Below are 20,626 nucleotides of genomic sequence, written 5' to 3'. Positions count from 1 at the left end.
GGGGGGAGAGGCTTGAGTTCGCAAAGGAGTTGCGAAGGATGCTGCTTCCGGAAATGCGCGTAATACAAAAATTAGAATGCCAATCCCAAGAAATCGCCCCCGTACTGGTCCACCTCCAAGCACCGCCGCATAGCGTAGCGCCGCCGGCCACCGCGTTTCTGCCCGTCCGAAGTGTCCGCGTCCATCCCCTACGCGATGGACCGCGAGCACGCCTGGCGTCCGTTGGCGATGCCTGCTGCACCAGCAACTATGCGCTGTCGCGCATACCGCATTTGCAGTGCGCGCCCCGAGCGAACCGCGATCAACTGCTGGCTTCCACACAACGCCAGCGAGCGTCAGGAATGACCACCATGTCGTCAGCAACCAGCCAGACCACCAGCCAGGTGGACGATGCGCCGACCAGCCGACGCGTCCTGCGGCGGCCCTTGGTCGAGCAGCGTACCGGCTTCAAGCGCGCGCACATCTACAGCCTCATGAAGGAGAAGAAGTTCCCGCAGCGTGTGCGGCTGGGCGTGCGCGCGGTCGGCTGGTACGAGGACGAGATCGATCAGTGGCTGGCCCAGCGGGAGCGTGCATGAGCGCGCCCACCGCCCGCGGCACGCCAGCACCACTGGTGGTCTCCATCGTTTCCACCAAGGGCGGTGTCGGCAAGACGACCACGGCCGCCAACCTCGGGGGCTTCCTTGCGGACGCCGGCATGCGCGTGCTGCTGCTCGATCTGGACATACAGCCCACGCTGTCGAGCTACTTCCCCCTCGACCGCCGCGCACCTGGCGGAATCTACGAACTGCTCGCCTTCAACGAGCAGGATCCCGGGCAACTGATTTCCTCCACCGCGATAAGCGGACTTGATCTTCTGCTGTCCAACGATGGGAAAGGCCAGTTGGGTACCCTGCTGCTGCATGCCGCGGACGGCAGGCTGCGGCTGCGCAACCTGCTGGGCATGTTCCAGAGCCGGTATGACGTGGTGCTGATCGATACACAGGGAGCGCGCTGCGTCACGTTGGAGATGGCTATCCTGGCGTCGGACTTCTCGCTGTCGCCGGTCACCCCGGAGATTCTGGCCGCGCGGGAGTTGCGCCGCGGCACCCTCAGCCTGATGGACGACATCGCGCCCTATCGCCACCTCGGCATCGAGCCACCTCCGCTGCGCCTGCTCATCAACCGGGCGCGCACAATGTCGGTCAACGGGCGGCAGATACAGCATGCGCTGCGCGGGATGTCGCAGCAGGCGTCCGGGATACACGTCCTGGAGACGACGATCCCGGCCATCGAGGCCTATCCCGCGGCGGCCCTGCGCCGGCTGCCCGTCCACCGCGTGGAGCCACGCCGCCCGCGCGGCCGGCTAGCTCCGGCGGCGCTGGAGAGCCAGCGCGCGCTCGCGGGAGAGCTGTTCCCGATGTGGCGCGACCGGTTCGATCATGTCACGGGACGAAGCCATGCCAGCGCCACGTGACCGCCGGCTTGCGAGTGCGGCGTTGCTGCGCCTGATCGCGTTCGCGCGGGCGGACCGCTGGGTGCCGGTCTTCTCGAACGGCCGCCTGAAGCGACTGTGCAAACCGAGCCTGCCTCCGATCCACCTGGGTGCGCCCAAAGCGCTCCGCAGTGGGAGCACTGCAACGGGACATGCCGGGGCCGATGATGGGCGTCGCACCAAGGTCGGACAGGTGCGGCGATGACACAGGCAGGCCCACACGACATCGCGAGCCAGCTGCTCTCGGAGACCTTCGAGCGCAGCGGTCCCTCCGCACAAGCCCTTACCGACCCGATCGCGGACACGCCGATGGTGGTCACACTGGACCAGTTGCGGCCCTACGACCTCAATCCTCGGGTGACCGTCAACCCGCTGTACCCAGAGATCAAGGCGTCGATCCGCGAGCGTGGCCTGGACGCCGCGCCCGCCATCACGCGGCGGCCGGGTGCGGCCCACTACATGATCCGCAACGGCGGCAACACGCGCCTCGCAATCCTTCGCGAACTGTGGGCAGAAACGAAGGACGAGCGGTTCTTCCGCATTCCCTGCCTGTTCCGCCCGTGGCCCCAGCGGGGGGAAATCATCGCGCTGACAGGGCACTTGGCGGAGGGGGAGCTCCATGGGAAGCTGACATTCATCGAACGAGCCCTGGGCGTGGAGAAGGCCCGGGAACTGTACGAGAGCGAGAACGGCGGCAAACCCATCAGCCAAATGGAGCTGGCACGTCGGCTGGCAGCGGACGGCTACCCCGTGCCGCAACCCCACATCAGCCGCATGCGCGACGCCGTGCAGTACCTGCTGCCCGCGATCCCGTCGGTGCTCTACGCGGGAATGGGCCGGCACCAGGTAGAGCGACTGTCGCTGCTGCGGCGCGGTGCCGAGCAGGTCTGGGCGCAGCGAACATCCGCCGATGCGATCGCGTTCGCCGATCTCTTTCAGGACGTCCTTTCAGGATTCGATGGTGCGCCGGATGAGTTCTCTTTCGACCGGGTACGTGACGAACTGATCGGGCAGATGTCGCAGGTGCTGGGTGCTGACTACGATGTGCTCGCGCTGGACATCGCCGGGCTAGAGGGCCGGCAGCGGGTGCTGCTCAGTGCCCCGTCCGCCCCACCGGTGGCCTCGTCGCCTCGGGACGCAACGCACGAGCCACTGCCTCGGCCGCCATCCTCTGGGACCGCGACCGGCGACGCCCCTGCCCTGCCTGCCGACCCTATCAGCGTTCCACGCGAAACGACCGCAACGGCCGCAGACGAATGGACGCGGCCCGCATCGAACCCCACGGACGAGCGCACGGCATCGCCCGCTCCCACGACGGAGCGCCTGCAGTCGATCCAGAAGCTGGTCGCGGACCACCACGGCGAGCCTGCGCGCTCTTTCGCCGACAACGTTGTGCATGCCATCCCGGTGCAGGCGGGAGGCCTCTACCCCATCACCGACCTATGGCACATCGACCCGGGCCTTGATACGCCGGACCGGTTGCGCGTGCATATCGCCCAATTCGCGCGGGAAATTGCCGCCGAAGGCGGCGTGGCCGACAGTGTGGAGGGTTCGGAGCGGGGCATTGGCTATACGTGCGCAGCGCCAACCATCCACTCGCCAGCCGACAACCCGTTCGCCAGGGCCATGCTTGCGATTCTGCAAGCGCTGTCCGGCGTGCCGTCAGCGCCGGAGCCGCTATCCGATGCGCTGGGCCTGCTATTGCGCGGCAACGAAGCCATCGCCCGCCTCAGCGACAGCGGGCTCGTGAAGCTGTTCCGGCTGATCCGCCTCGCCCGACGGCTATCGGACCTCCAGCCTGGCGCCGGGGCGATGCCATGACCGCGCCCCACCCGCTGAACCAGGCCGTGATCGCGCAAGCGCTGCATGACCTGCGCAACGGGCAATTGCGCCGCGCCCGGTCGATGGGCTTCGGCGATGCGGAGCTCGCGGCCCTCAAGCGCCCCGATCTGGTGAGCGTGTTACTCAACGCCTCGGTGTCCTGGTGTTCGGTGACGGTGAACCCCGAGGTTGTGCGCCGGCTGCTCGGACAGACCCAGGATGTGGAGCGCGAGATTTCTACCGTGGACCGCATGTTGCGCCTGGGCGCCAGCACGGAGATGGTCAGCACGTTCTTCGGCCTTTCGCACCAGGAAGTGGCGCTGCGGCGCGAGATCCTGGCGCTGCCCAAGCGCAAGGGGCGACACCCCGTGCTGAGCGAAGCACAGGATGCGGAGCTGTGGGGCAAGTGGAAGCCTGCGATCCGTGAGCGGGGCATCGATCTGCACGACGACCTCGCGATGCTGGACGTCGCGATGGACCTGGCCGAGGAAATGAGCATCCCGCTGTCCGTGGTGTGGGCCGCGATACAGGGCTGGATCGCGCAAGGTCTGGTCTAAGCCCATGGCAGCGCCCGGGAAGCCGCGGCCGCCCGGCCCCCGTTCGCTGTCGGACGTGCTCGACGCGGCCTGCGAACAGGCGCAGCCGGCCTACTCACCCACGGCAACACCGGCGGGCAAACCCGGGACGCAGGATGGCTTTCTGTTCAGCGGCAATCGCCACGAGACCGTGCCGCGGGGGTTGTTCCTGGACCGGCGGCTGACGCCGCTCGAACGCAATGCATGGCAGGTCATCCGGATGCAGTTGAACGTGGACGGCCTGACGGCACTGCCCACCTACGATCAGTTGCGCCCCCTGCTCGCTGTCATGCCCTGGGGTCCCGTGGCGTCCACGGAGACCGTCGCGCGCGCCCTCACGCTGCTGAGGCTGACGCGCTGGCTCAGCCTCGTGCGCCGGCGCCGCGACCCGCGCAGCGGCCGGATCATGGGCAACCTCTACGTTCTGCACGACGCGCCGCTCACCCCTTTTGAAGCGATGCAACTGGATGCCGATTACCTCGGGCTGGTCAGCCAGGCGTTGACCCATGCGAGCAAAGCCGTGCAATCCGTGGGACAGCATGTGCTGCAGGAGGTTGCTGACGACCCCATGTTGCGCGGCGGCGTTCTGCCCACTCGCCTGCAGGTGCTTACGGCGCAGTTGGCCGATGGTGCGCAGAAGCCGCAGACGCAGGGAGAAAGTTACCCACAGGATGCGCACACTGGCGATTCCGAAGGAGGTCCGGCGAGCCTGCTTCGGATTCCCGTGCCTCCATCTTCGGAATCCGAATCAGGCCGGAAACCCGCGCCGGACCGCTCTCTTCGGAATCCGAAGGAGGCCCGTACTGGTAGTTTTCGTATAGGAGAACGTACTGTACTGCGCGGGCGCGAGCGCGCGATGGACGGCCTGCTGCTGCCGGCGGAGTTCCTCAGCTTGAAGAACGAGCAGCAATCGGGCGCGCTGGTCGCCCTGCGGCAGGTAGCGATGGAGCAGCGCCAGGCCGTGATGGATGAATGGGTCGCGCGATGTCGCGACAGTACGGTGCGCAATCCGGCGGGCTATCTCTTCGGGCTCATCCAGCGCGCGATGCGCGGGGAGTTCAAAGCCTGGGCCGGAGCCGGCGTCGCCAAGTCTCCCGCGCCGGACATTCCACAGCCACCGCCGCCGCCCCGTCCGTCCCCACCACCGCCCGCCCCGGCACCGAAGCCAGCGAGCCCGGAGGTGGCGCGGGCACACCTGGAGCGGCTGCGCGCCATCCTGCACGGTGGCTGAGCCGATGGAGCGCGATGGGCAACTGCAGCGCTATACCCTGGGTATAGAAGCGGCGCAGTGACGACCGCACCGCCGATGCGCCACAACAGGCGCACGGCCTTCTACAGCGCGAACAGGGTCGTCCCGCTTCGAGCTATACCCCGGGTATAGCGGCGGGGACAAGGGCTGCGCACCGCGGTCCTCGCTGGATCGCGCAACCCGCTCCGTCTATCCACCACACCTGCCGAGATCGAATCAGGCGGCTCCGGGCTGCGGGTTGTTGACGGACAGCCTTCCCGGCCCGCGGCGACGCTAGCGGCTCGTACATCCATCGCGAGTCATCCATGGCTGAAACCCCCAACACCCCTGCCCTGCAGCTCAACCTCGGGTCGCTGCGCAGCGCGATGTCGCTGACGCTGCACACCCACCACGCATCCCGGATTTGGCATGGCCGCGCACCGGCGGAAGGCCGGGCCGGCATCGTCGGGCTCAATGGCTACATCGCCGTGATGAACAAGATGAAGCGCGGCGCAGAGCAGGACGATCCGTACTCGGACTGGTGGATGCTGCGCATCGAGGAGAAGCTGTCGCAGACCGACATCGCCCTGCGGCAGTTGCGCGAGCAGGTGGACCGCGCACTCACCGGCGTACCGGCCGCGCTGTCGCTGGGCGAGAACCTCAACGTGCAGCCGATCCGTCTGCCTCTGTTCGTCAATGCGCAGCTGGGCTTCATGGCCGTGTACCTCCTGGCCGACTACGACGAACTGGCGCGCAAGCTCATCCTTGCCCACCACACCGCTCTCATCGATCGCTCCACGCTGGAGCGCTGGCTCAACGAAGGAGCCCATGCGCTGCGAAGCCTGTTCTCCCTGGCGCAGCAGTACCGTTATTCCGGCTGCACCCGGGACGACTTCGCCGCCAAGAACGCCGCAGCCCGGGCCGCCGTGGAGAAGTACGGCGAACTGCCGCAGGATGTGCTCGAAGGAACCCGCCGCTCTCGCTACGCGCCGCCCATCGTCCGACGTTCCGGCTTGGCCCGCACGACCATTGCGGCGGCCGACGACATCGCATCCGCCGAGCCCGGTGATGCCGCAGCGCCGGAGAGCAAGGATGCCACGAGCCATGACAGCTCGGCCGGGGAACCCGACGGCGACGAGGGTCACGAAGGCGAAGGCACTGCGCCATGACGGAGCCGACTTCCTGCGCCAGTGGCGGCTCGCGGCGCTTCGCACCGCTGGAACAGGCGGACTTTCGCGGACTGCGACAGGCGGCCTCTCTAAAAGGCCTTTTACAGCCTTTTAAAGGTAAGGGGCCTCTGGAGGCCTGGGCCAGCGAATGCCATGCGCTGCGTGACGCGCTCACGGCCATGGCGCAGCGGCGCGTGCTGGCGCAGGCGAACCAGTACCCCTATCTGCTGCTGCCCGTCCATCTGGCCCAGCAGGCCACTGGCGCAGGGACGAACTTCCTGCGCTGGCGCAGGCACGACCGCTCCGCGATGGGTGTGGCGCTGTGGGAACAGATGATGGCCAGCACCGCGACGCCGGAAGGCTTGATCGACGATCTGCACGCCATGGAGGTGCAGCGGGTGGTGCTCAACATGCAAGTGAGCCTGCTGCACACCCTGGGGCGGCAGGCAATGGACTGCGCCAGCAAGATTGCCAGCGCCGAGGCCGTCTACCTGCGCCGGAGCACACCGAGATCTGAGGGCTGCCAGCGCGGCGGCCACCCGACGCCGTGACGCGGCAACGGGCATCCCTCTGGCTCGATCCAACCCACCTGCGCTGACGTTCGCTGGCGCATTTCCCACCACCACGACGGAGAAGACCATGAGCACCCATTTCCATGGCGAAGGCAACATCGGCTCACCCCCGAAATTCGACGAGTATCCGAACGGCAACGATGAGCCGCGGCGCGTGCTGCGGCTCAATGTGTACTTCGACAATCCTACGCCCGGCAAGGATGGCGCCTACGAAGATCGCGGAGGCTTCTGGGCGCCTGTGGACTGGTGGCACCGCGACGCGGAGCACTGGGCAAGGCTGTTCGCCAAAGGAATGCGGGTCGTCGTGCGTGGACGCATGATTCGCGACGCATGGACGGACGAGGAAGGCCAGCCGCGCACGACATACAAGGTGGACGCCCGCAGCGTCGCCATCCTGCCGTACCGGCTGGATTCGATTGAGCTCAGCCCCAAGCCCGGTGCCGGTGACGAATAGCCATCGCTGGGCGCCTTCACCCGCGATGGCGCCACAGGCGGCGCTCCGGCACCCAGCAACCCGGAGCGTGCGGCGCGCGCCTTGTTCGCTGCGCCAGCCCAGCGGGCCCGCGATGCTGACGGCCATTCGATGACCGTCATGCATTTTCCCGGAGGGCCTCTCTCATGCGCGTGGTTCTGTGCGAGAAGCCGTCCCAAGGCAAGGACATCGCCAGGGTCCTGGGCGCACACCAGCGCGAAGCGGGCTGCCTGGCCGGGCCGGGCATCAAGGTCACCTGGGGCATCGGCCACCTGATTGAGGCTGCGCCCCCGGAGGCCTACGGCGAGCACTATCAGCGCTGGTCGCTGGAGACGCTGCCGATCGTTCCACAGCAGTGGCGGTGGGTGGTCAAAGCCGACACCGCTTCGCAGTTTAAGGTCGTCCAGCGCCTGCTGGCACAGGCGTCCGAACTCATCATTGCCACGGACGCCGATCGCGAGGGCGAGATGATCGCCCGCGAGTTGGTCGAGTACTGCGGATACCGCGGCCCCATACAACGGCTATGGCTCTCCGCGCTCAACGATGCGTCGATCCGCAAAGCGCTGGGCTCCCTGCGGGCATCGCACGAGACGCTTCCGCTGTACCACTGCGCTCTCGCGCGCTCCCATGCGGACTGGCTCGTCGGCATCAATCTCACGCGCCTTTTCACGCTGCTGGGGCGCAAGGCCGGCTTCGACGGCGTGCTTTCGGTGGGCCGCGTGCAGACGCCCACCCTCAAGCTGGTCGTTGACCGCGATCGGGAGATCGCAGCATTCGTTCCGGTCCCGTTCTGGTCCATCGAGGTCTCGCTCTCGGTGGGTGAACAGGCATTCTCCGCGCACTGGGCTCCACCTGCAGCCGTCGCGGACGATGCAGGCCGGTGCGTGCAGCAGAGTGCGGCTCAACATGCGGCCGCTGCCATCCGCACGGCCGGGCATGCGCAGGTCACGGGCATCGATACCGAGCGTGTGCAGGAAGGCCCTCCGCTTCCCTTCGACCTGAGCACGCTGCAGGAAGTATGTTCACGGCGTCTCGGCCTCGACGTGCAGGAGACGCTCGACATCGCCCAGGCCTTGTACGAGACACACAAGGCGACGACGTATCCGCGTACCGACGCGGGCTATCTGCCAGAGAACATGCTCGCCGAGGTTCCCACGGTCATCCAGAGCCTGTTGAAGACGGACCCGGCGCTGCAGCCGCTCATCCAATGCCTCGACGTGGGCCAGCGTTCCCGCGCCTGGAACGACGCCAAGATCGCGGCCCACCACGCCATCATCCCGACGCTGGAGCCCGCCAACCTGTCGGCGATGTCCGAGAAGGAGATGGCCGTGTACCGGCTCATCCGCGCCCACTACCTGGCCCAGTTCCTTCCCCATCACGCGTACGACCGGACGACGGTGCGCCTTGCATGCGGCGGACAAGCGCTGCAGGCGCCCGGAAAGCAGGTCATCGACGCGGGCTGGAAGCTGGCGTTCTCGGCCCCATCACTCCCCGGTGCAGTGACGGAGGCTCCCGAAGCCGAGACGGACAGCGAAGCTCCGCGCGACCAGGCGCTTCCGGCGCTGCGGGAAGGCATGGCCTGCCAGGTCAGGTCGCTCGATCTGAAGTCGCTGCACACCAAGGCTCCGCCCCCCTACACCCAGGGCGAGCTCGTCAAGGCGATGAAGACCGTCGCCAAGCTCGTCACCGATCAGCGCCTGAAGCAAACGCTCAGGGAGACGACCGGCATCGGAACGGAGGCGACGCGCGCGAACATCATCAGCGGGCTGCTCGCGCGCGGGTTCCTCGTGCGCAAGGGCCGCGCGGTCCGCGCATCTGAGACCGCGATGACGCTCATCGACGCAGTTCCCTCTGCGATCGCGGACCCCGGCACCACGGCAATCTGGGAGCAGGCGCTGCACATGATCGAGGCGCGCAAGATGGACCTCGAATCGTTCGTCTCGAAGCAGGCGGCATGGGTGTCGCAGCTGGTCGAACAGCATCGGGAAGCGACCCTCGCGATCCGCATTCCCGCGGGTCCGCCATGCCCGCTGTGCGGTGCCGCAACGCGCCAGCGCACCGGCAAAACCGGAGCCTTCTGGTCCTGCTCCCGCTATCCTGACTGCAAGGGCACCGTCGCGATAGATTCCGCCGAAGCAGGCCGACGCAACGGGCCGCGCAAGTCGCGCGCCGCGCGCAAGCCCCACTAGTCTCTGCGCCCCTTCCTCAACACCCCGACCGCACCGCAGGTGCGGCCGCCTCGCGCCCCGCGAGGCCCCCAGCATGCACCGCCTTCTGCGATGCGTGCCCGCCGGCAGGGCCATGCCCGCCGGCGGAAGGCCCATTCGTCCGCACGCCGCTGCCGCGGCCCCGTACTGATCGCGTGTTTCCGTTGCCGACGGGTCTCCCGGCGCCCTGCGCACCGCGCGGGCCGCCCGGAGACCCGTCGGGTCAACGGCAGTCCTTGCCGGCGCCCACCGGCGCAACAACGGGCTCCCTTTGTGCGCGGATGCGTGCCAAGGAATTTCGGCTCCAGCCACGACACGGGCCGGGTGATCTGCGCTGCACGGGGTTCTTACGCCGACCTGCGTGCGATGCGTTCCACGGGTGGCCACTTCCTCGCCAGCCGGAGACCCCCGCGGTCTTCGGCGCCTTCCTCCTGCCGCCCCCCCCAACGCACAGGAGAACCCCATGAAACCCACGCACCCCGACACCGAGGCCATCGATTACGGCAGCGTCTGCAGCGGCATCGAAGCCGTCAGCCTCGCGTGGGAGCCGCTCGGCCTCAGACCGGCATGGTTTGCCGAGACGGATGCCTTCGCGAGCGCCGTTCTCGCGCATCGCTTCCCGCATGTACCCAACCTCGGCGACATGACATTGCTGGCGCGCCGCATCCGCGTGCGCGAGGTCGCCGCACCCGCCGTCCTGGTCGGCGGCACGCCGTGCCAGTCGTTCAGCACTGCGGGAGCCCGCCAGGGGCTTGCCGATCCGCGCGGTGCGCTCACCCTTGCCTATGTGGAGATCGCCAATGCCATCGACCAAGTCCGTTCCCGCGCCCACCTTCCGCCCGCGACGGTCGTCTGGGAGAACGTTCCCGGCGTGCTCAGCGACCGGGGCAATGCCTTCGGCTGCCTGCTGGGCGCACTGGCCGGCGAAGGCCGTGCTCTCCAACCGCCAGGGAAGCGGTGGACGCACGCTGGTTGTGTGTCTGGCCCCCGGCGCCGCATCGCCTGGCGCGTGCTCGACGCCCAATACTTCGGCCTCGCCCAGCGCCGCAAGCGCGTGTTTCTTGTGGCAAGTGGTCGAAGCGACCTCGATCCCGCCGAGGTACTTTTTGAGCGAGAAGGCCTGCTGCGGCATCCTGCGCCGGGCAGCGCGCCGCGGGAAGGCGCTTCCCCCGCTGTTGGAACTTGCGCTGCAACAGCAGGCGGAACATCCCGACTGAACTCGCCGTATGGCGCGGTTCGTGTCTCTATAGGATTCGGCAACGGCCAGGGGCCGACCGAGCTTGCGGCCTGCCTGATGGGCGCGCCTCCACGGTTCGATCTCTCCACCGAGACCGTCCTCGTACAGTCGGTGGCCGGCGCGATCAGCCACACCCTGGACACCGCGAACGGGGGCAAAGGGTGTGGCGAGGACGGCACGGGCAAGGGCGTGCCCATCATCGCTTTCATGGCACAGGGGAGCGGTGCCGACGCGCTGAGCGGGCAATGCCCGACGTTGCGCGCTGGAAGTCACCGATCCAGCCACGCGAACGGCGGGATTGTCCCGGCGATCGCTTTCGCGCAGAACTCCCGGGACGAGCTGCGCTGGGAGGGCGGCCACGGGCAGGTCGCCGGCACGCTGTCCACCGGCGGCGGAAAGCCCGGCCAGGGGTACCCCATGCTGCTGCAGGCAGCGAGCCACGAGGACCACTTCGTCTGCGAGCCGTCCGGCACTGGCAGTTGGGGGCTGCGTTGGCGCGTGCGACGGCTCATGCCGCGCGAATGCGAGCGGCTGCAGGGCATGCCGGATGACCACACACTGGTGCCCTACCGCGGCAAGCCCGCAGCGGATGGACCGCGCTACAAAGCCATCGGGAATTCGATGGCCGTACCGTGCGTCGCCTGGATCGGAGCGAGGCTGCAGCGCGCCCTGTCTGGAGCACCCTGACGCATCGTCAGAAAACCCCGACTCTGCGCCGGGCAGGTTCCCGATGGTGCAGGCCAGGGCCGGGGCGCGAGGATGGCGCTACCGACCCGGGGCCATTGGCCGCTTGACCCGAGGGGCGCTTTGAGCAGCGCCGATCCGGCAACCCAACGACTCAGGCGGCGTCTCCTCGTATGAGACGCCGGCCGATAGCATGGTCACATGCCGCTACCCGAACACTTTGCGTGGGACAACGACCGGTGGGGCAAGACCTGGCTGCTGTGTCAGCACGCCATTGTCGCGAGCGTGAGCAAGACGGTGTTTCCTGACGGGCGCTGGATTGCGAACGTCAATCGGCACAACGAAAGGACCGCCAGCTACCCACATGCCTACTTCCGCTCACAGGGATCAGCGATGCGTTCGGTGGAGCGTTGGGCGTGTTGTGCGCGAACTGGAGACCGGTGAGCGACGACGGCTCCCGGAACCAAGTCACCGCCGCGAGGAGAAGCGGCTGGCGCGGAAGACTCGGGGGTGAGCGCGGCAAGAGGATACTGCGGAACTGCGCAGTTGAAGCATCTCCAGGAGGCACCGCCATGAAGCGCGGTGCGCCGAGGCGCACACCTTTACAAAGGCGTGGATACCAGGTTGCCGCCAGTCATGGTGATACGCAGCCCCATTCTTCCAGCTAAGGGTTCCAGAGCCTCAAGCAGAGCTTTCTGCGCATCAGACGCAACCCGGCCGTAAAGGCGAAGCAATGCATCAACCGCAGACATTGATCCGGCTCTTGCTATCAGCCCGACGGCGCTATTACAAAGGTTGTACGTAGCCGTCGCTGCAATCAACTCCAGCTCCTCCACGGAGGCTCCTACACCATGCGCTTGCAATGTCTCCAATGCTCGGCCAGCGGCCGACTCATCGTTGAGCCTCTCTGTGGTCGGCGCTACCATGGCCTTCTCCAGGGCGGCACGCAGTAGATCAATAGCGTCCGGAATCCCTATTTCGACTCCGCTAACGACCAACCGAAGATGGTCCCACGGCTCATAGTCGGTTCGAAAAATCCAATCTTTTAAAAGCGAGACCGATGCAGTTCGCCCTGGATGACGAGGAATCGGATCTATCGCACTAGCGCCGCCGGGCCTATGAACTCGCCACATCAGACCAGTTATTAGCGAGCTTGCGAGGCGAAGGCGTTCTTCAGCACTCCAGTCACGACCACTCAAAAAAGCCACCAAAGCCTGCGCTTTTGAGCGGCTGGGCACGTGCCCTAAAAGAACAATGGTATCCGCCATGGTTTCAATCGACATAGTCGGCATTCGAGAAAGCAACTCATCGAATGCACCCACCTGTCCCTTGGTCACAGCATGCTGCAAAGCAAGCACCTGCATCCACGGAGCTGCGCCTTTTGTGGTTAATAGTTCCGACACGCGTTCGCCCAGGCCGGCTGCAAACCAGTATTCAATGAGATGCGAAAGCACTCGCGGAGCATTTTCCGCCAGAACTGATGGCTCTTTAACTAGACGCAAAATTGACCGCACGTCCACAGCAGGATTTCCCATCGCGAGCGCCGCGGCGTGATAGCTGAAAAACCCAGACTTAGCAAGCGCTTGCCGGATGAGGTTCTCTGAAAAGTAATCCAGCGGCACCGCTGCGTGCGTCCTTGCTGCCAAGCGAACCTCAAGCGCCAGAGTCGCGTCATTCGCTGCGGACAATGCGTCTTCAATGGGCACTCTGCCTCTCTGCAAATGGCCGATCAGACATGAGATTGCGCCATTTTCCGCATCGGATCTTGGCTCACACCTGGCGCGGCGGATGTACATTCCGAATGCAATAGATCCCAGGCGATCCACCTCGGACTGAATTTCCGCCAAATTAAGTAGACTGTCGATCCTCCCCCCCAATAGCTTTTCAAGGACCTCTTTCGAGAGTTCAGAGTCGCGAACCACTGCCAACACTCGCCCAGATCCATGGTGAATTAAATTACGCTCGCTTAACCTCGCGCGAACCAAGGGATGCAGTGGATTGGAAAATGCGTCAACAATAATCCCATCCACTAATAAATTCGTCCGCCAAGCGAGGCCACCCCAAAGTTCGGCGAGGCGTTCACCTACCATATACCGATGCTGAGAAGACGCAGGCATACCGTTTGACAGGCATCTTCCGAGAAGCCTGAGACCCGTGTGGAATACGTCATCTGGGCGTCCAAGAACTTCTTCGATGACCGCAGTCGGCGTCGGATGTCGCTCCAGAGCAAACTGGACAGCCTGAGCCCATGGCCGCCTCACGATCATCGAAAGCCGCTGCACCAGTTGATCACTGTGATGCCGGAGTAGCTCTCCGGAAGCCAAGTACTCTTGGATGATGGGGAATGGGAAGCTCAATCTGGCTAAGCCATCCCGCCGAAGCAAACCACGGCGCACCAACGCATCACGAACGTCGTCCGTCCGTAGCCCCTGATCTACCGCTTTCACGTGTAGCTCAAACTGCCGGACACTGATTCCGATGTTGTCTGTTTCCAGCGCCTCGAAAGCCGCATGCTCGACAACTCTCCGTAGAGCTTCTGTGTCTAGCCCATCCAGTTGTGCGACCTTGTACTCAGAGGGACGAAACAATATCTCGAGATAGGAGTCAAGCAGATCGCTTCGGCGCAAGTCCTTTTCTTCGAGATGCAGAACAAGCATCAGAGCAAGGAAGATGGGAATACGCACCATTTGCGCAAGCTCGGGACGCGCGAATACTCGAGTGAGCAATGCCGACGCGATGGCATGCTCGCCGGGTCTGTAGAATTCCACGTATCGTGGCAGATCCGAATCGCGCAGAGACGCAATCTCCACCACTTTCGCACCCCCCGGAGGAACCAGCGCGCTGGCATCGCGAACAGTGAGGAGCCACGGGACGCCGGGATGTCCACTACGGTACACCTTTAATCGCTCTAAAAAAAGCACCCGTCTTTCGCTTGAAACCTCGTCCAGACCATCGAGAAAAAGTACCAACTGACCTGCTCTTGCTGCCGCTTGCCAATCTACGCCAACTCCAAATTCGCTGTTTATGCGCTCTGAAAGATATGTCGCAATCGGAAGTTCAGAATCAGCAAGCTTTGGAATTGAAAGGACAACCGGCAGAAGGCCTCCCAAAGCTGTCTTTTTCGCCAGCGCATGAACTAGGGTTGTCTTTCCAAATCCTGGACCAGCGACTACAACCAAAGCATTTAAATCAGCACTTGGAAAACTCTCCACCTCTACTTCATTTACGCGTCCAAGATACCGCCAGCTAGCGAAGTCATCATCAAAATCCGGAGCATGTTCAGTTCGATACTCCACGCATCTAGGCCACAAGTAGGCCGCACCGGGAGGCTGTTTGAAACTTGTACCTGGAACTTCAATTGTGGAAAGCGAGCAGATCGTATCCCGATACTTATCACTTCCCCAGTTCGACGGATTTTCAACCATGATACCGGCATCAACACGCAGGCGCTCGTATAGCGTCGGTCCATCAAAGCTTGCACGTACAGCGGCGCCCTCCAGCGCGATTTCAAAAAGAGCTCGAAAGACCCGCGCTGGTGGCACCGATGAAAGCGGCATCCAGTGGGGAACATGGTCGCGCTCCACATGTTCGGCAACCAACACGGTCACATCGAGAGACCGAAAAATCCCCCACAAGTCTTCGACGGGACGGGCTAAGACCCTCTCAATCGAGGAAAGAACCCCACGTTGATCATCGTTCAGCCTGCCCTTCCACTCAGAAACGTCGGAGTCGGTGCAGCGTTCAGCTAAACCGCGAAGGTTTGTAGCGAGCAGGGACGGCTCCCCAAGAACAAGCTCAAGGCGATCATCTGGGGTGAAGTCGCTGTCGATCTGGCTATAGAAGGCAGACCATAGTTGCGTCCAAGCAGTCCCCTTTGCCTGCAAGGACAACTTGACTTGGAAGAACCGGCGGGAACCACCCGCGAATCGAACTACAAAGTCGTCTACCTTCGACGGCGCTTCAATGCGGACCGCGACTGGTTGGTCACGCTGCGGCCGCTCTCGCGGATCGATCATTCGTCCGAGATAAAGGGCTGCGACTTGGCTCTGATATCTTATGCCCGCCTGTGTGGCCGGTCCTCCCGCCTCTGCCATCAGTCTCTCCAGGCTAGCTTCGTAGAAATGCTTGAAGCAATGGATTCATTATTTGCAAAGGCTCTAGGCTAAGCGCAGTTAGTCTTTCCTGAGCTTCAACGAGGTAGTAGCGCTTCGTCGCGGCGACCGCGAGCAGAGTCTGCCCTGCAATACTACGTCACAAAGCCGCTCGGTCCGCGACACAAGTCTTCAGCCTCGTGGCCAGGAAGGTCCGGCACGCCCCCTCCACCCGCACGCGCAGGCCACATGCCGGAGGAGGGGCACGTCCAGATTTGCGAAAGATCCAGTTTCCGATTGCCGATGCATATGGACGCTCTCGCAAGAGATCCTGACGGTAGGAACCGCTGACGGCAGACGTCGCCAGCACCCTGCCAGCAGCCAGGATCCCTGGGCTGCCGCGGAGCTTCACCCGCGCGATCCGCCAGTCCGCCTTGCATCAATCCTGCGGACACACGCCCTTCCCCGGGCGTTGATGCAAACCCTTCTCCGGGCGACTCTGCCCACTTCGTCTCTACCCGCCAACGTCCTGTTCGCCCGCTCATGCAAGCGGACGGGCGTGCGCCTGCGTGCGCCAAGGCGCACTCCATCCAAGGAGCCAACCATGACCACCATTCGACTTCAGACCAATCAGCAACGCCTGATCGCCAACCTGCGGCATGCCTTCAACCAGCGCTCGATGCTGGGAGAACTGCTCCAGAACGCCCGCCGCGCCCAGGCGAGCGAGATCCGGATCTACGTTACCGACGACTGCTTTGCCATCCACGACAATGGCAGCGGCATCGAAGACCTCCAATCGCTCATCCACATCGCCGAATCAGGCTGGAAGCGGTCCATCAGGGAGCGTGAGAACGCCTTCGGCATGGGAGCGCTCGCCACGCTGTACTTCGCCGAACGGCTGACGGTGCGGTCACGCGGCAAGACCTTTTCCGCACGAACCGCCGACATCCTTGCCGGAGAGCCGATCGAGGTTCTCTCGGCCGAGGGCACCTGGCAGGGCACGCAGATCCAGCTCGACGGCGTACGCTCACCAGATCGCCACGTCTTTCTGACGGACTGGGTGCGCTCGGAAATGCGGCGACTGTGCGAGGCATTCCCGGTCAGCGTGTACGTCAATGATGTCGAAGTCCCCAGGCCCCTGGCAAAGCCCGATCTTCGATGGCGTGAAACGTCCATGGGCAAGGTATTGATCGACTTGCATGGCGCCACGAACCAGTGGCGATGCTTCCTTCAGGGGTTGCCTATCCAAGCAGGAAGTTCGCATGCGCCGAAGCAGGTGGTCCTGCTTCCCGACGACATGGTCGCCAAGCTCCCTGATCGCCAGCATCTGCTCAACGAAACCAGCGATATTCCTCGTATCCAGGCGGCTGTGAATCAAGCCTACCGCCAAGCCTTGATGGACGCGAAGGCCGAACTCGCCGGTCACGAGTTCGCCGAGTGGTATGCCGACGCATGCGTCATTTCCTCCAACGCCGACCTCCTCAACGATGTTCCCTTCGTGCCGCGTGCCTGGTTTCGCAACTGGAAAGATCAGCCAGCCGGGGTTTGCCGGTATTGGGAACATTACGGTGACGATGGGGTGACTTCCGCAGAGGCCATGTCGGAAGCCGGGGTCTGGCGGATCGAAGACGATGATGGCGATGTGCTTTTGTCTGAGGTGTACCTGCAGGCGGCGGACGCCTATTTGCTGGAACAACTCAACTTGGATGCAGGTCACTGGCTTCTTCGTCTGGCACGTCCGCTCAGCGCGGAACAGATCGCGGTCAACGTCGGTGCATCACGGCATCGGGTTGAGCATCCAGGCTTGGCCGACTGGGAGGTCGCGCTGGAGCTCGTCAACTCGCTGCAGGTCGGGCTTCTCGAAGGCAGCAAGCTCTACGATGTCCCAGCCCTCCGCAAGGATGGCACGCTGTACGTCACCACGGAGGCAGGCAGCGTCACGCGCCTGGTCAGCGACTACACCGTGGACGATCGTTACGACGAGGAGCTCGAAGACAACGATGAAGAGACCATCCGGACCTTCATCGCCGTGGGCAGTTCCTCGTCGCCGCACCATGTGGTCGAAGCCTTGCTTCCTGACGCGCTGCGCTTCAAAGCCCAGGCCAAACTGGCAGGTGCCAGCGTGAGGCTCGCCTTCGATGCGGAAGGCAAGTTGGCATCGGTCACCTCCTCCTAGCTGTCGATCCATAACCACGCCACGCAGGCCCCGCACTCCGGTGCGGGGCCTTTTTTTTGCCCGGAATGCGGTACAGGGCCGCATCGGATTGGACGACCACTGCCCGGCATCAGGGCGGGATGCTGGACGCCTGTGTAGCTGACGCCGTCAGCGCCATGCCAGCAGCCTGGATCTCAGGGCTGCAGCGGGATTCGTCCCGCGCGATCCACCAGTCCGCCTCGCATCGGTCCGCGGACAGGCGCTCTGGCAGCGTCGATGCCCCATCTCAGCCGGGCCAATCGACCCGATCCGTCCATTCCGCAAGTGTTCACAGGAAAGCCTTCTTCACAGGAGAACCACCCATGCCCCTCGAACTGCAACCCTTGCAGGGTGTAAGGCATCACCTTACACTTCGTCCGTCGTGATCCGGTCCTTCCGGCACAAGGGACTTCGGGCACTGCACCAGCGAGGAGATGCGTCCGGCGTTCGCGCCGATCACGTCGCCCGCCTGCGGCGCCTCCTAGCCTCCCTAGACGTCGCCAGAATCCCGTCCGACATGGATCGTCCCGGCAACCGGCTGCATCCCTTGAAGGGGAAGCTCGCCGGCCACTGGTCGGTCAGCGTCTCCGGTAACTGGCGCGTGATTTTTCGCTTCGACAGCTCCGACGTGGAGTTGGTCGATTACCTTGACTATCACTGAGCAGGAGGCCTTCGTGGCTATGCACAATCCTCCCCATCCGGGTGAAGCGTTGCGCGAAGACGTGCTTCCCGCAGCCCGTCTGTCGGTGTCGGCCCTGGCCCGGCACATCTGCTATTCCCGCGGGCAGCTCTCCACGGTGCTGAACGGCCGGGCGGCCATCAGCGCGGACCTCGCCCACCGGCTCGAACTGGCGGGCCTGGGCAGCGCCCGTCAATACCTGGCCGAACAGGCGGCCTACGACCTATGGCAGGCCGAACACCGCGAGCACCCCCACATCGCGCGGTTGCAACCGGCCTAGTTTCTCTCCGCAAGTTCTACCCACCCACCCCAAGCCCCGCATTCCGATGCGGGGCTTTTTTTTGCCCGCAATACGGTCTGCGGCCGCATCGGATTGGCGGACCACCGCCTGGCATCGGGGCGGGATGCTGGACGCATGTGTAGCTGACGCCGTCAGCGCCATGCCAGCAGCCTGGATCTCTGGGCTGCCGCGGGACACATCCCGCGCGATCCACCAGTCCGCTTCGCATCGGTCCGCGGACGAGCGCCCTCGTGGCGTCGATGCACTTTCATCCACGTCCTGCGGGAGCCTCTGCCCGCACTGGGCCGTGGCGCCTCGCGCATCCATAAGGATCTGCCCATGCCAACGCCATCTGTCGTCGGCCACCTGGCCCTGCACTACGCCGGCAAGTTGCTGCCCCTGGAGGTGCTGCACAGCGCCGCCGGCCATTACATCGGCACGCGCGACCTCGACGGTCCCGTATCCCGTGAATCAAGCGAGTACTTCCGCAGCGAAAAAGCAGCCCAGCGCGCTCTGGAGCGCGGTGGATGGTCCCAGTTGCCCAACCCCTGATCCAGTGAAGGATTCCATCATGAACCTGACTCTTCCCCCTGAAGTGGCCGATCTGTTCGTGCGCGAACAGATCCACTTCGCTGCTGCACCTGAAGCGTTCTTCCAAGCCTGGAAGCGCGGTGTCGAGATTGCCGGTCCGGGTTGGTTCGGCGACGGCACGCGCGAAGGCTTGCAAAACGCCACGACTAAGTGGGAGCTGAGGCCGAACCTGCTCGCCATCGGCGAAGCACTGCGCGTGCTGAGCAGCGGCCAGCGGATGTTTCTTTCCGCCATGGTGAGCTTCTACAACGCTCGCGAAGGTGCAGCCATGCTGCGCCAATGCCGGTTCGAGGGCCTCGCCGATTTCGGGGGACTCGATCTGCAAAGCAGACAGGTCATCGCCGATCTGCTGCTGAACTACGTGGGCTGGTAAGTCCACGCCGGCCAGGGTCCTGGCCACGAGGCACCTCCACGGCTCGCCGTGCGGTCCTCGCCTTCCTCACCGGGCGCCCTGTGCGCCCGTTTTTCTGTCCACCCACAAGGGAGCCTTTCCCTTGAGGGAAGCCCCTTGTGCTTCATCAAGGAGCTTTCCATGGATCCCACCATTCTTCGCGCCCAGATGCCCGCCCTGGTGCGGTCACATATCCCCTCGAACGTGCGCAGGTTCACCTACTGCATCCTCGACGGCGTGCCGAGGCCCTCTTCCCTCGGCATCACCTTCGATCCCACACCATTCGAAGGCAAGGTCGTCGCCAAGACGGCCGAGGCCATCGTCGTTAAGACGGGCCGCGCCGAGTTCGCCGTACTGGACCGGTCGCTGGTCACCAAGGACCCCGACGAGGGCGCCAATGTGCTGGTCGAGCCGTACGCAAGGCGCCGGTTCGACGGCCTACGTGCGGATACACCGGAGCGGCGGACGGAACGGACGGCGGACGGCACCGAGTTCGTCTCGGAAACGATGGTGCTCGGCATCGCCCACGCCAGGCTGCCCATCCCGAAACCACAATGCCCCGAGCTCGCCGCACTGATCGAACAACTGGAGGAGCTTCCGGCGCCTGACGGCTTCCGCCGCATCACGCACATGCTCGTCGATGCAGGTGCCAAGGTTTTCAGTTGGGTGGACCCGAAGCCGTCGGACATCTGCAAGACGCCTCCGACCATCACCTTCACGGTCTCGGCGGCGAAGTTCGATGGCGGCCTGCGCATCCTGTACGACCGCGGCGCAGACGCCTACGTGATCGAGTTTCTTCCCGTGGGCCAGCCCATTGACCGTGTCGAAGACGTGTACTTCGAAGAGCTCGGAAGCGTACTGGAATCGCGCCTCGACGATGGCAGTTGGCGTCGCATCCGCGTCACACCGCTGCCAGCGAGGACGTGCTCATCGGCGTGAAGCATCGGATCAACGTTAGCTT

At 64.5% G+C, this 20,626-nt stretch carries 17 protein-coding genes; 16 read left to right on the top strand and 1 reads right to left on the bottom strand.

Annotated features, from left to right (window positions below; translation table 11 throughout):
- Window positions 1-350 precede the first annotated feature (350 nt).
- The 10 genes from CEK69_RS11315 (at window position 351) to CEK69_RS11270 (ending at window position 11,442) form a co-directional block, all read left to right on the top strand.
- Window positions 351-578: an AlpA family transcriptional regulator gene (locus CEK69_RS11315; protein WP_152245642.1), complete on the top strand. Its 228-nt coding sequence runs from the start codon at window positions 351-353 to the stop codon at window positions 576-578.
- Entirely contained in the window at window positions 575-1,456 is an 882-nt protein-coding gene (locus tag CEK69_RS11310) for a ParA family protein (RefSeq protein WP_152245640.1), read from the top strand. Before CEK69_RS11315 ends, CEK69_RS11310 begins: the two co-directional genes overlap by 4 nt.
- Before the next feature lie 219 nt (window positions 1,457-1,675).
- Window positions 1,676-3,295, top strand: coding sequence for a ParB family protein (locus CEK69_RS11305; protein ID WP_152245638.1), 1,620 nt, complete (start codon window positions 1,676-1,678; stop codon window positions 3,293-3,295).
- Window positions 3,292-3,852: a DUF2857 domain-containing protein gene (locus CEK69_RS11300; RefSeq protein ID WP_148829135.1), complete on the top strand. Its 561-nt coding sequence runs from the start codon at window positions 3,292-3,294 to the stop codon at window positions 3,850-3,852. Before CEK69_RS11305 ends, CEK69_RS11300 begins: the two co-directional genes overlap by 4 nt.
- Before the next feature lie 4 nt (window positions 3,853-3,856).
- Window positions 3,857-5,101 (top strand): STY4528 family pathogenicity island replication protein, encoded by a 1,245-nt coding sequence (locus tag CEK69_RS11295; RefSeq protein WP_152245636.1) that lies wholly within the window; start codon window positions 3,857-3,859, stop codon window positions 5,099-5,101.
- A 323-nt stretch (window positions 5,102-5,424) separates the two neighbouring features.
- Window positions 5,425-6,267, top strand: coding sequence for a PFL_4669 family integrating conjugative element protein (locus CEK69_RS11290; RefSeq protein ID WP_152245634.1), 843 nt, complete (start codon window positions 5,425-5,427; stop codon window positions 6,265-6,267).
- Window positions 6,264-6,818, top strand: coding sequence for a DUF3158 family protein (locus CEK69_RS11285; RefSeq protein WP_148829132.1), 555 nt, complete (start codon window positions 6,264-6,266; stop codon window positions 6,816-6,818). Before CEK69_RS11290 ends, CEK69_RS11285 begins: the two co-directional genes overlap by 4 nt.
- An 88-nt stretch (window positions 6,819-6,906) precedes the next feature.
- Window positions 6,907-7,293, top strand: a complete 387-nt coding sequence (locus tag CEK69_RS11280; protein ID WP_148829131.1) for a single-stranded DNA-binding protein — start codon at window positions 6,907-6,909, stop codon at window positions 7,291-7,293.
- Window positions 7,294-7,457: 164 nt separating this feature from the next.
- A complete protein-coding gene (locus CEK69_RS11275) occupies window positions 7,458-9,500 on the top strand; it encodes a DNA topoisomerase III (protein ID WP_152245632.1) in 2,043 nt (680 codons plus the stop codon).
- 481 nt (window positions 9,501-9,981) lie between these two features.
- The gene (locus tag CEK69_RS11270) at window positions 9,982-11,442 is read left to right on the top strand and encodes a DNA cytosine methyltransferase (RefSeq protein WP_152245630.1); all 1,461 of its coding nucleotides are present in this window, start codon (window positions 9,982-9,984) and stop codon (window positions 11,440-11,442) included.
- 599 nt (window positions 11,443-12,041) lie between these two features.
- Here the strand turns inward: CEK69_RS11270 and CEK69_RS11265 are convergent.
- A complete protein-coding gene (locus CEK69_RS11265) occupies window positions 12,042-15,329 on the bottom strand; it encodes a hypothetical protein (RefSeq protein WP_152245628.1) in 3,288 nt (1,095 codons plus the stop codon).
- An 805-nt stretch (window positions 15,330-16,134) separates the two neighbouring features.
- Here CEK69_RS11265 and CEK69_RS11260 point away from each other — a divergent pair.
- The 6 genes from CEK69_RS11260 (at window position 16,135) to CEK69_RS11235 (ending at window position 20,604) form a co-directional block, all read left to right on the top strand.
- The gene (locus CEK69_RS11260; RefSeq protein WP_152245626.1) at window positions 16,135-17,706 is read left to right on the top strand and encodes an ATP-binding protein; all 1,572 of its coding nucleotides are present in this window, start codon (window positions 16,135-16,137) and stop codon (window positions 17,704-17,706) included.
- Window positions 17,707-18,106: 400 nt separating this feature from the next.
- Window positions 18,107-18,385: a type II toxin-antitoxin system RelE/ParE family toxin gene (locus tag CEK69_RS11255; protein WP_148829126.1), complete on the top strand. Its 279-nt coding sequence runs from the start codon at window positions 18,107-18,109 to the stop codon at window positions 18,383-18,385.
- Window positions 18,386-18,398: 13 nt separating this feature from the next.
- Window positions 18,399-18,683 carry a HigA family addiction module antitoxin gene (locus CEK69_RS11250; protein ID WP_152245624.1) on the top strand — a complete coding sequence of 95 codons (285 nt, stop codon included), beginning with the start codon at window positions 18,399-18,401 and terminating at the stop codon, window positions 18,681-18,683.
- 339 nt (window positions 18,684-19,022) lie between these two features.
- Window positions 19,023-19,235 (top strand): hypothetical protein, encoded by a 213-nt coding sequence (locus CEK69_RS11245; protein WP_148829124.1) that lies wholly within the window; start codon window positions 19,023-19,025, stop codon window positions 19,233-19,235.
- 19 nt (window positions 19,236-19,254) lie between these two features.
- Window positions 19,255-19,647, top strand: coding sequence for a hypothetical protein (locus CEK69_RS11240; protein ID WP_152245622.1), 393 nt, complete (start codon window positions 19,255-19,257; stop codon window positions 19,645-19,647).
- A gap of 159 nt (window positions 19,648-19,806) precedes the next feature.
- Window positions 19,807-20,604, top strand: a complete 798-nt coding sequence (locus CEK69_RS11235; protein ID WP_148829122.1) for a GTPase — start codon at window positions 19,807-19,809, stop codon at window positions 20,602-20,604.
- Window positions 20,605-20,626 lie beyond the last annotated feature (22 nt).

Source organism: Xanthomonas sp. LMG 12462 (genome assembly GCF_009192885.1).
Taxonomy (GTDB): domain Bacteria; phylum Pseudomonadota; class Gammaproteobacteria; order Xanthomonadales; family Xanthomonadaceae; genus Xanthomonas_A; species Xanthomonas_A sontii.
This window is presented reverse-complemented; position numbering and strand designations above follow the sequence as displayed.